The 11,572-nt window shown below is 75.4% G+C and carries 10 protein-coding genes; 6 read left to right on the top strand and 4 right to left on the bottom strand.

Features of this window, described 5'->3' with window-relative positions:
- Positions 1–87: 87 nt before the first annotated feature.
- The gene (hemW, locus tag ACH436_RS01520) at positions 88–1,410 is read right to left on the bottom strand and encodes a radical SAM family heme chaperone HemW (RefSeq protein ID WP_430558415.1); all 1,323 of its coding nucleotides are present in this window, start codon (positions 1,408–1,410) and stop codon (positions 88–90) included.
- A complete protein-coding gene (lepA, locus tag ACH436_RS01515; RefSeq protein ID WP_430558414.1) occupies positions 1,410–3,284 on the bottom strand; it encodes a translation elongation factor 4 in 1,875 nt (624 codons plus the stop codon). The genes hemW and lepA overlap by 1 nt, the downstream gene beginning before the upstream one ends.
- A gap of 169 nt (positions 3,285–3,453) precedes the next feature.
- Between lepA and ACH436_RS01510 the strand changes: the two genes are divergently transcribed.
- From ACH436_RS01510 to rpsT, 6 genes are all read left to right on the top strand, one after another.
- On the top strand, positions 3,454–4,017 hold the full coding sequence (locus ACH436_RS01510; protein ID WP_430558413.1) for a DJ-1/PfpI family protein: 564 nt from the start codon (positions 3,454–3,456) through the stop codon (positions 4,015–4,017).
- Between the two features lie 45 nt (positions 4,018–4,062).
- Positions 4,063–4,914 carry a maleylpyruvate isomerase N-terminal domain-containing protein gene (locus ACH436_RS01505; protein ID WP_430558412.1) on the top strand — a complete coding sequence of 284 codons (852 nt, stop codon included), beginning with the start codon at positions 4,063–4,065 and terminating at the stop codon, positions 4,912–4,914.
- 47 nt (positions 4,915–4,961) lie between these two features.
- Complete coding sequence (locus ACH436_RS01500) at positions 4,962–5,798, top strand: alpha/beta fold hydrolase (protein WP_430558411.1); 837 nt, start codon at positions 4,962–4,964, stop codon at positions 5,796–5,798.
- Between the two features lie 21 nt (positions 5,799–5,819).
- Complete coding sequence (locus ACH436_RS01495; protein WP_430558410.1) at positions 5,820–6,380, top strand: type II toxin-antitoxin system PemK/MazF family toxin; 561 nt, start codon at positions 5,820–5,822, stop codon at positions 6,378–6,380.
- A 50-nt stretch (positions 6,381–6,430) separates the two neighbouring features.
- Complete coding sequence (locus ACH436_RS01490) at positions 6,431–7,303, top strand: SDR family oxidoreductase (protein ID WP_430558409.1); 873 nt, start codon at positions 6,431–6,433, stop codon at positions 7,301–7,303.
- A 213-nt stretch (positions 7,304–7,516) separates the two neighbouring features.
- The gene (rpsT, locus tag ACH436_RS01485) at positions 7,517–7,777 is read left to right on the top strand and encodes a 30S ribosomal protein S20 (protein WP_430558408.1); all 261 of its coding nucleotides are present in this window, start codon (positions 7,517–7,519) and stop codon (positions 7,775–7,777) included.
- A gap of 130 nt (positions 7,778–7,907) precedes the next feature.
- On the opposite strand, the gene holA is transcribed toward rpsT, so the two are convergent.
- Positions 7,908–8,849, bottom strand: coding sequence for a DNA polymerase III subunit delta (holA, locus tag ACH436_RS01480; RefSeq protein ID WP_430559129.1), 942 nt, complete (start codon positions 8,847–8,849; stop codon positions 7,908–7,910).
- Between the two features lie 171 nt (positions 8,850–9,020).
- Positions 9,021–11,492 (bottom strand): ComEC/Rec2 family competence protein, encoded by a 2,472-nt coding sequence (locus ACH436_RS01475; RefSeq protein ID WP_430558407.1) that lies wholly within the window; start codon positions 11,490–11,492, stop codon positions 9,021–9,023.
- Between the last annotated feature and the right edge of the window lie 80 nt (positions 11,493–11,572).

Genomic DNA, 11,572 nt, shown 5'->3' with positions numbered 1-11,572 from the left:
GTGCTCGCGTGTGTTGTGGGTTTTGGGTGGGGGTGGGGGGGTGGGGGGGTGGCGGTTCCTCCCCCCCCCCCCCCCGCCCCCCCCACGTCAGGGGGTCAGCTCGCGGACGACGGAGTCCGCGAGCAGCCGGCCCTGCCGCGTGAGAACGACCCGCCCGCGCACCGCGGCGACGCCGTCGAGCAGGCCGCGGGCCACGAGCCGCGCGACCGCCGAGCGCCGGGACGGGTCGAGCGCCGAGACCGCCAGCCCCTCGCGGACGCGGACGCCGAGCAGCACGCGTTCCAGCTGCGCCTCGCCCGGGGTGAGCAGCTCGCGCCCGGCGCCCGGGGACGCGCCGGACTCCAGGAGGGCGGCGTAGCGCCGCGGGTGCTTGACGTTCCACCAGCGCACGCCGGCGTGCTCAACGTGCTCGACGCCCTCGACGCCCTGGCTGCCCTGGATGCCCTCGGTGCCGCCGAGGTCGTCGGCACCGCCCGACGGTCCCGCGACGTACGAGTGCGCGCCCGGGCCGACGCCCCACCAGTCGTCGCCGCGCCAGTACGCGAGGTTGTGCCGGCAGGCGTGCTCGGGGCCGCGCGCCCAGTTGCTCACCTCGTACCAGCCGAGACCGGCCGCGGTAAACAGGTCGTCGGCGAGCTCGTACTTGGCGGCCTGGTCGTCCTCGTCGGGCAGCGCGAGCTCGCCGCGGCGCACCTGGGCGTGCATCTTGGTGCCCGGCTCGACGACGAGCGCGTACGCCGACACGTGGTCCACGCCCGTGGCGAGCACCGCCTCGAGGGATGCCCGCCAGTCGTCCAGCGACTCCCCCGGCGTGCCGTAGATGAGGTCGAGCGACACGTCGAGGCCGGCGTCGCGCGCCCAGGTCACGGCGTCGGGCACGCGGCGGGGGTCGTGGGTGCGCTCCAGCGTGGCCAGCACGTGCGGCACCGCCGACTGCATCCCGAACGAGACGCGGGTGAACCCCGCGTCCGCGAGCACCCGCAGCGACTCGGGCGTCACCGAGTCGGGGTTCGCCTCCGTGGTGACCTCGGCCCCGTCGGCCAGCCCCCAGGTGTCGTCGATCCCCCGCAGGACCCGCGCGAGGTCCGCGGCGGGCAGCATCGTGGGCGTGCCGCCGCCGAAGAACACCGTGGACACGGGCCGCGACCCCAGGCCGGCGTCGTCGAGCACCCGGGCGGCCAGGCTCACCTCCCGCAGGGCGGTCGTCGCGTACGCCGCCTGGTTCGCACCCCCGCCCAGCTCGGACGCCGTGTACGTGTTGAAGTCGCAGTAGCCGCACCGCACCGAGCAGAACGGCACGTGCACGTACACGCCGAACGGTCGCCCGCCGTCCGACGCCCCCGTCGGGCGCACCCACCCCGGCAGCGCGCCGTCGGCGGGGACACCCTCGCCGTCAGGCAGCGCGGGCACTACTTCTTCTTGTCCTTGGCGTCCTTGCCGCCGGAGCCGTCGGAGGACAGCGCAGCGATGAAGGCGTCCTTCGGGACCTCGACGGACCCGATGTTCTTCATGCGCTTCTTGCCCTCCTTCTGCTTCTCGAGCAGCTTGCGCTTACGGCTGATGTCGCCGCCGTAGCACTTGGCGAGCACGTCCTTGCGCATGGCGCGCACCGTCTCGCGGGCGATGACGCGGGCGCCGACGGCCGCCTGGATCGGCACCTCGAACTGCTGGCGCGGGATGATCTCCTTGAGCTTCGCCGTCATCATGACGCCGTAGTCGTACGCCTTGTCCTTGTGCACGATGGCGCTGAACGCGTCCACCTGGTCGCCCTGGAGCAGGATGTCGACCTTCACCAGGTCGGCCGACTGGTCGCCCGAGGGCTCGTAGTCCAGGGAGGCGTACCCGCGGGTGCGCGACTTGAGCTGGTCGAAGAAGTCGAACACGATCTCCGCGAGCGGCAGCGTGAAGCGCAGCTCGACCCGGTCCTCCGACAGGTAGTCCATGCCGAGCATCTGGCCGCGGCGGTCGTTGCACAGGCCCATGACCGTGCCGACGAACTCGCTCGGCGCCAGGATGGTCGCGCGCACGACGGGCTCGCGGACCTCCTTGATCTTGCCGCCCGGGAACTCCGACGGGTTGGTCACCTTCACCTCGGTGCCGTCGTCGAGCGTGACGTCGTAGACCACGTTCGGCGCGGTGGAGATGAGGTCGAGGTCGAACTCGCGCTCGAGCCGCTCGCGCACGATCTCCAGGTGCAGCAGGCCGAGGAACCCGACGCGGAAGCCGAACCCGAGGGCCACCGACGTCTCCGGCTCGTAGTTGAGCGCGGCGTCGTTGAGCTTGAGCTTGTCGAGCGCGTCGCGCAGCGCCGGGTAGTCCGTGCCGTCCACCGGGTACAGGCCGGAGAACACCATCGGCTTCGGGTCGCTGTAGCCCCCGAGCGCCTCGTCGGCCGGCTTGGCCATGTTCGTGACCGTGTCGCCCACCTTCGACTGGCGCACGTCCTTCACACCCGTGATGAGATAGCCGACCTCGCCGACGCCGAGGCCCTTGGTGGGGATGGCCTCGGGCGAGATGACGCCGATCTCGAGCAGCTCGTGCGTGGCGCGCGTCGACATCATCGCGATGCGCTCGCGCGGGTTGAGGTTGCCGTCCACGACCCGCACGTAGGTCACGACGCCGCGGTACGTGTCGTAGACGGAGTCGAAGATCATCGCGCGCGCCGGGGCGTCCGCGTCGCCGACGGGCGCCGGGACGCGCTCGACGATGCGGTCCAGCAGCACCTCGACGCCCTCGCCCGTCTTGCCGCTGACCTTGAGGACGTCGGCCGGGTCGCCGCCCACGAGACCCGCGATCTCCTCGGCGTACTTCTCCGGCTGCGCCGCCGGCAGGTCGATCTTGTTGAGGACCGGGATGATCTCGAGGTCGTTCTCCATCGCCAGGTACAGGTTGGCGAGCGTCTGGGCCTCGATGCCCTGCGCGGCGTCGACCAGCAGGACGGCGCCCTCGCACGCGGCGAGGGACCGCGAGACCTCGTAGGTGAAGTCGACGTGCCCCGGGGTGTCGATCATGTTGAGCGCGTGCGCCTGGTCGCCCACCTGCCACGGCATGCGCACGGCCTGCGACTTGATGGTGATGCCGCGCTCGCGCTCGATGTCCATCCGGTCGAGGTACTGCGCCCGCATCGCCCGCGGCTCGACCACGCCGGTGAGCTGCAGCATGCGGTCGGCGAGGGTCGACTTGCCGTGGTCGATGTGCGCGATGATGCAGAAGTTGCGGATGAGCTCGGGCGCCGTGGCGTTCGGCTCGATGCGCGCACGCAGCGCGGTTCCGGGGATGGGCAACGCGATTCGCTCCGTCAGGGTCGCTGGTGGGTGTCGTCGGTGGTGACGAGGCCCCGCCATTGTCCCATGAGGTTGTCCCACCGGGGGGCCGCGGGCAGCCCGCGTGCGGGCACCGCGCACCGCTGCGTACGGTCGAGGTTCCACCGACCCACGACAGGAGGGACCCGAGATGACCGACACCGCCGACCTGACCGGCAAGCGCGTCCTGGCGATCGTGACCAGCTACGGCGTCGAGCAGGACGAGCTGGTGGTGCCGCTGGAGCACCTGCGCGCCGCGGGCGCCGAGGTGGTCGTCGCCTCGAACGAACCCGGCGACGTCCGCACCCTCGTCGGCGACAAGGACCCGGGGCGCACCGTGCCCGCCGACACCACCTACGACGCCGTCGACCCGGCCGGCATGGACCTGCTGCTGGTGCCCGGCGGCACGATCAACGCCGACACGCTGCGCCTGCAGGACGCCGCGATCGGCCTCGTCACCGCGTTCGCGCACTCCGGCAGGCCGGTCGCCGCCATCTGCCACGGCCCGTGGGCGGTGGTCGAGGCCGGCTGCGTCGGCGGGGCCACCCTGACCTCCTACCCGTCGCTGGCCACCGACGTGCGCAACGCCGGCGGGCGCTGGGTGGACCGCTCCGTGGTGCGCGACGAGGGCGCCGGGTTCCCGCTCGTGACGTCCCGGACCCCGGACGACCTGGACGACTTCCTCGGCGAGGTCGACGCCGCGCTGAGCTCCTGAGACACCCCTGCCGCCCGGGCCGCCGCGGGCGCTAGCCTCGCCGTCATGCCGACGTCGAGCGCGACCGCGCAGCCCCGCCCCGTCGTCGACCCGGGCACGGGCCGGCGCACCGACGGCGGCCCGGAGCCGGAGCGTCTCCCCCTGCTCGCCCGCCTCCAGGACGAGTTCGCGGCCACCGTGCCCGACGTCGCCCCGGACACACTCGTCCCGGCCTGCGGCGACTGGCGCGCGTCCGAGCTGGTGCTGCACCTCGCGGGCGTGCACCACTGGGCGGCCGGGATGGCGACCGGCGACCCGTCGCGCGACGAGGAGCTCCCCGCACCCGAGCCGTCCGGGTCCCACGACGACGCGGGCCTGCGCGCCCGCTACGCGGAGGTCTACGCGCGGCACGCGGCCGACCTGCGCACGACGCTCGCCGCCGCAGGGCCTGACGGCGCCGCGCACACCCTGCTCGGGGACGGGCCGTCGTCGTTCTGGTGGCGGCGGCAGGTGCACGAGACCCTCGTGCACCTGCACGACCTGCAGGGCGCCCGGCTCGGGTCGGGCCCCGCGGCCCTGGGCGCGGTCGCCGCCTCCGCCGAGGTGTGGGGCGACGGCGTCGACGAGGTCGTGACGATGTTCCAGCCTCGCCAGGTCCGCCTCGGCCGGATGGCGCCGCTCACCGACCGGCTGCGCGTCGTCGCGTCCGACCTGGGCTGGTCGTGGACGCTCGGCCCGCCCGCGCCCGGCACCGACGACGGGGACGGCGACCGGGGCGTGGACGCGACCCTCACCACCACGGCGCAGCGCCTGGACCTGCTGCTGTGGGGCCGGCTGACCCCCGCCGAGGCCGGCGCCGTCGTCGAGGGTGATCCCGAGGCGGCACGACGCGTCCTCGGCCAGCCGCTGGTGCCCTGAGCGGCCGCGCGCCGATGAGTCGGGGCGCACCCGGCGGTCCACCGGCCATGAGCGACCACACCAGGGACGACACCCGGACCGAGCACGCCGCCGCGCAGGCCACCACGGCGACCGTGACCACCGCGCGCGGCGACCGCGTGACCTACGACCTGCGCGGCACCGGGCCCGCGGTCGTCTTCGTCGCGGGGGCCGGCCCGTACCGTGCCGTCGACCCGGTGACGACCCGCACGGCCGAGCTCCTGGCGGACGCGGGCGTCACGACCGTGGTCTTCGACCGGCTCGGCCGCGGCGACTCCCCCGCGACCGGACGCCTGGACCTCGACCGCGAGCTCGACGCGGTCGCCGCCGCGCTCGACGTCGCGGGTGGGCCGGGGGTGCTCTGCGGGCACTCGTCGGGCTGTGCGATCTCGCTGCGGGCCGCGGACCGCGGGCTGCCCGTCCTCGGGCTCGCGCTGTGGGAGGCGCCGCTCGAGACCGGCGCCGACGAGACGGCGGCCTGGGCGGCGGAGATCGAGCGGCGGATCGACCGCGGCGACCCGGCGGGCGCCACCGAGCACTTCATGAAGGACATGCCGCCGCAGTGGCTCGCCGGCGCCAAGGCGTCCCCGGACTGGTCCGCGATCGCGGCGTCCGTCGTCTCGCAGCGCGCCGACGCGCAGGCGCTGGCCTGGGCGACGCGGTCGCTGCGGGACGGCGGGCTGACCGGTCTCGACGTTCCACTGCTCGCGATGACCGGCACGCAGACCTTCCCCGGCATGGCGGAGGCCGCGCACGCCCTCGCCGCGGCCGTGCCCGACGGGACCGCCGAGACCGTCGCGGGCGCCGACCACTCGTGGGAGCCCGAGGCGATGGCCGACCGCCTGGCCCGGTTCGTGCTCGAGTGACCCGCACGTAGGCTGTCGGCCGTGGCGAACCGATGGCTGAACCTGCTGGTGGACGTGCTGCGCTCGGCGACGAGGCCGTCGTCGCGCGGCTCCGCACGCCCCACCTCGACCACCCGCCCCACGGCGCACCGCCCCTCGACGAGCCGGCGCGGCGCGACGACGCCCACCCGGGCCGGCGGCTATCCCGGTGACTACACGGGTACGGTCCGCCCCGTCTACTCCCCGAGCCTGGACGGCGAGCCCGACCCCGGCGAGGTCGTGTGGACGTGGGTGCCCTACGAGGAGGACCACGCCCAGGGCAAGGACCGGCCGGTGCTGCTCGTGGGTCGCGACGGCCCGTGGCTGCTGGCCCTCCAGCTCACCAGCAAGGACCACGACCGGGACGCCGCGCAGGAGGCGCGCCACGGCCGGCTGTGGATGGACGTCGGCACCGGCGCGTGGGACTCGCGCCGCCGCCCGAGCGAGGTGCGGCTCAACCGCGTGGTCCGCGTCGACCCGCAGGCAGTGCGCCGGGAGGGGGCGGTCATGGACCGCAAGACGTTCGACCGGGTCGCCAGGGCGATGGCGGACGCCCGGCGCTGACACCGGGGTCCTGCCCGGAAATCCGTTGCCCCGGTCGTTAGGTTGGCGACATGCACGTCGACGACCTGCCGCTCGCCGGCCGTACCGCGCTCGTCACCGGCGTCTCGCGCCGCAAGGGCATCGGTTACGCCGTCGCCCGCGAGCTCGCCGGCCTGGGCGCGAGCGTCTTCACCCACCACTTCACGCCGCACGACGCCGAACAGCCCTGGGGGCAGGACGATCTCGAGGCGGTCCATCAGGGCGTCATGAACGCACTGGTGGGCACCGCCGTCGCAGGCTGGTCGAGCGCCGACCTTCGGGACCCGGCGCAGGTCGACGGGCTCGTCGGTTCCGCCCGCGCCCTCACGGGTTCCCTCGACATCCTCGTGTGCAACCACGCCCGCAGCGGTGGAGACGGGTCGATCCTCGACATGACACCGGAGGCGCTCGACGCGTTCTGGCAGACGAACACCCGGTCCACGCTTCTCCTCACGCGCCGCTTCGCCGAGCAGCACCGCACGGGCGGAACCGGTGCGCGGCCCGGCGAACGCCTGACGAGAACGGCACCGGCAGACCCGAGCACCGCCCCGAAGGTCGTCTGGATGACCTCGGGCCAGCAGGCCGGTCCCATGCGCGGGGAGGTGGCCTACGCGACCTCGAAGGCGGCGCTGGCCGGTGTCACCGCCACCGTTGCCGCCGATCTGCTCGACCTCGGCATCGTGCTCAACACCGTCAACCCCGGACCGGTCAACACCGGCTACCTCGACCCCGGGACGACCGACCGGCCCCTCGCCGAGCTCGAGGCACTGCGCGCCGCGACGCCGTTCGGACGCTGGGGGGAGCCGGCGGACCCTGCACGACTCATCGGCTGGCTCGTCAGCCCGGCCGGCTCGTGGGTCGTCGGGCAGGTGCTGACCAGCGACGGCGGCTTCGGGCTGCAGTGATGGACGCTCCGCCCGGGCTCTCCCCAGAGACTGCACACACGCGGTTCTGTACGTGGGGACGCCTCTGCTATCGTTGATGTTTGCGTGTCCGCCCAGGTCGGCGGGCACAGCCGCAGTTCCTCTCCACGGGTTCCCCACCCCAGTCCCGGAGCTGTGGCCGCCCTCTACGACCTATCCGCTCGCCGGCAGGCGAACACACCAGGAAGTCCACACGTGGCAAACATCAAGTCCCAGATCAAGCGCATCAAGACGAACGAGAAGGCGCGCCTGCGCAACAAGGCCGTCAAGTCTGAGCTGAAGACCTACGTGCGCAAGGTGCGCGAGGCCGTCGCCGCGGGCGACAAGGAGGCCGCGAACACCGCGCTGCAGGCCGCGTCCCGCAAGCTCGACAAGGCCGTCTCGAAGGGCGTCATCCACGCCAACCAGGCCGCGAACCGCAAGTCGGCCATCGCGAAGCAGGTCGAGGCTCTCTGAGTCGCCTGTAGTCGTCGCGCTCGGTCCACCTGACGCCTCTCACGTCGGGCCGGACCCGCAAGGCTCCGAAGGGCGCCGCACCCGCCGGGTGCGGCGCCCTTCGCGCGTCCCCGACCTCGCTGTGAGCGGGTCAGCCGCGCCGGGATCGGGCGATGGTCAGGACCGCCTTCTCCACCGCGAACACGGGGTCGCGGCCGCCGCCCTTGACGTCGGCGTCGGCCTGGGCGACGGCGCCGATCGCGGTCGCGAGGCCCTCGGGGGTCCAGCGGGAGAGGTCGCGCTGGGCGTTGCGCACCTGCCAGTCCTGCAACCCGAGCTGCCGGGCGGTGGCGGCGCCCCCGCGGATCGCCGCGACCCGCGCCAGGGTGCGCAGCCGCAGCGCGAGCGCGGCGACGATCGGCACCGGGTCGGCGCCCGTGGCGAGGGCGTGGCGCAGGAGCGCGACCGCTCCACCGACGTCTCCCGCGACAGCGGCGTCCGCGACCTTGAACCCGGTTGCCTCGACCCGGCCGCCGTAATACCGGTCGACGACGGCCTCGCTGATGGTGCCCGTGGTGTCCGCGACGAGCTGGGAGCAGGCAGACGCGAGCTCGCGCAGGTCGGTGCCCAGGGCGTCGACGAGCGCGCGGACGGCCGCGGCGTCCGCCCGGCGCCGCGCGGCACGGAACTCAGCGGTCACGAACTGCACCTTGTCGGCGTCCTTGGAGATCGGCTCGCACTCGAGCACGGGTGCGCCGCTGGCCACGATCGCGTCGAGCATCTTCTTGCCGCGCTGACCGCCGCCGTGCACCACCACGACGACGGTCTCCGGGTCGGGGGCGGCGACGTAGGCGACCACGTCCGCCACGAGATCCTCGGTGGCGCCCTCGGCCCCTCGCACGACGACGACGCTCGGCTCGCCGAACAGCGAGGGGCTGGCCGCGACGGCGAGCTGGCCGGCGGCGTACGTGCCGCCGTCGAGCTCGGCCTTCTCGGTGGTCGCGTCGCGCTCACGCGCCAGGCCGACGATGCCGTCCACCGCGCGCTCGGCGAGCAGCCCCTCCGGCCCGCGCACCAGGAGCACCGGTGCCAGGGTGGGGTCGTCCCACGACCGGCTGTTCGCCGCGGACCTCCCCTTGCGGGCGGGACGGGACTGTCGGGACGTGGAAGCGGCGGGCACGCCCCCAGCCTGCCACGAGCCGCCGACCCTCCGAGCCGCTCGCGCTCCGCCTGCCCCCTCGCTCCCGACCCTCCACCGCGCTCGCTACCTGCAGGCAAGACCGATCCCGTCACCTCGGGTGACGAGGGCCGCGGTGCCGCACTCGTCGGTCCGCACCAGCGCGGACCCCGCCGACGCGTAGAGGGAGAGCGCGTCGTCGGTCGGGTGCCCGTAGGAGTTGTCGGCGCCGACGCTCACCAGCGTGACGCGCGGCGACAGGTGCCGCGCCAGTTCCCCGGACTGCGAGCGCGACCCGTGGTGGGCCATCTTCACGACGTCCACGTCGGACGCGCGACCCGTCGCGGCGAGGCTGGCCGCGAGGGCGTCCTGCCCCGCCTCCTCCAGGTCGCCGAGCGCCACCACGTCGAGCCCGCCGGCGGTGCGCAGCTCGAGCGCGACGCTCGCGTCGTTCGCCCCGTCTCCCTCGCCTCCCCCGCCCGCCGCCGCGTCGGCCGGCCCGCCCGACGCGGAGAGCACCGCCCAGGTCGCCGCGCCCGCCGACCCGCCGTCCCCCGCGACCGCCGCACGGACCGGCACCCCCGCGGCCGCAAGCTGTGACCGCGCGCGCTCCGCCTGGCCCGCGGGCTCGTCGAGCGGCGAGACGAGCGCCTCCGTGACCGTGCGGCCCCGCAGCACCGCCGCCAGCCCGCCCACGTGGTCGGCGTGGAAGTGGCTGAGCACGAGCAGGTCCACGGTCGCGACACCGAGCCGGTCGAGGCACCGGCCGGCCGCCTCGCCGTCGGGGCCGACGTCCACCACCACCGCCGACGACGGGCCGGTGCGCACGGCGAGCGCATCGCCCTGCCCGACGTCGCAGGCGGCCACCGTCCAGTCGTCCGGCGGGCCGTGTCCCGCGCCGACGAGCCGGGGCACGGCGACCGCGAGGACGGCGAGCAGCGCGGCTCCTGCCAGCCCGGCGACCGCGGCCGTCCGCGCGCGACCACGCCGGACGGTCGCGCGGCGCACCCGGCGGCGCACCCGCCGTGCGGCGCGCGGCACGGCGTCGCGCCACTCGCGCCGCCAGCCCTCGCCGGGCGGCCGGCGCAGGACGAGCGCGAGGGCGGCGACGGTGAGCAGCGCCAGCGCGACCACCCCGAGCGGCCCCGCGGGCCAGGGCAGCCGCGCCCCCGGCACGGAGGCGAAGGCCTGGGCCACGGTGGCGATCCAGCCCGTCGCCAGGCCGGACAGCCACGCCGCGTGGAGAGCGAGCGCCGGTGCCCACGGGGCGAGCACCGTGGCGACGAGCCCGAGCACCGTCGCCGGGACCAGGGCGGGGGTGGCGAGCAGGTTCGCCGGCACCGACATCAGCGGGACGTGCGGGTCGAGCAGCAGCAGCACCGGTCCGCACGCGGCCTGCGCGGCCCACGGCACCGCGAGCGCGAAGCCGAGCGGACGGCCGGTCCACGGCGCCAGGCGGCGGGCGAGCGGGCCCGCAAGGAGCACGAGGCCCGCCGTCGCGGCGCACGACAGGACGAATCCGTAGGACCGGGCCAGCCACGGGTCGACGACGAGCAGCACGGTGGCCGCCGCGGCGAGGGCGGGGGGACCGGCCGACGGCCGCCCCAGCGCGAGCGCGAGCAGCGCGACGGCGCACGTCCACGCGGCCCGGAGCACGCTGGGCTCCGGCCGCACGAGCAGGACGAACGCCGCCGCCACGACCGCGACGACACCGACGCGCAGCGCCCGCGGGGCCCGCACCAGCGCGCACAGGCCGGTCAGCGTGGCCACGACGATCGCGAAGTGCCCCCCGGAGACGGCGGTCACGTGCGTGAGGCTCGTGACCCGCATCGACTCGTCGACGGCGTCGGGCACGCGGCTCGTGTCACCGACGGCCACGCCGGGCACGAGCCCGCGGGCCTGCGCGGACAACGGATCGGTGACGTCCAGCAGCGCGGACCGCATCGTGTGGGTCACGCGCAGCGGGCCCGACGGCGGGGCGCGCTCGGCCACGGGCCCCGCCACCTGGGTCCGCGCGAGCGGCCCGTCTCCCCCGTCCACGGGTCGCAGGACGCCGAGGACCCCGACCGTCGCCCCGTACCGCGGCGCCGGGCCGGCGGCCGTGACCTCGACGAGCCCGGCGGCGGACGACGCCACTCCTCGCGCCGTCACGTGGCCCACGGCCAGCTGCCACCGCAGCCCGTCCCCGAAGACGGCGGGCCGCGGCTCCGACACGACGCGCCCGACGAGCTCGGCGTGCGCGCCCTGCCCGGCCAGGGCGCGCAGCGGCGCCTGCCGAGCCGTCTGCGCGTGCACCCCGAGCGCCACGGCCGCCAGGCACGCCAGCGCCACGACGACGTGTCCCGACGCGGGCCGTCCCTCGCCCGGCCGGCCACGGCGTCGCGCCCGCCCCCACGCACCACGTCGCGGCCGGGGAGCGCCCGGACGGCGCGCCAGGACCGTCGCCGCCCCCGCGACGGCACCGCCCAGCACCGCCCCGGCGGCGACCGTGCCGGCCCAGCCCTGGGCGGGCCCGGTGAGCGCCCAGGCCACCGCCCACGCCACCAGGGCAGCGGGCACCAGCCGCAGGTCGACGCGGCGGCCCGGAGGTCCGGGAAGCGGCCGTGGCCCGTCCGCGGGGACCACGCCGCCGGGGCCGG

The organism is Isoptericola sp. NPDC019693, from assembly GCF_044389085.1.
Lineage (GTDB): Bacteria > Actinomycetota > Actinomycetes > Actinomycetales > Cellulomonadaceae > Isoptericola.
Note: the sequence above shows the minus strand (reverse complement) of the source record. Positions and strands in the feature narration are given on the sequence as shown.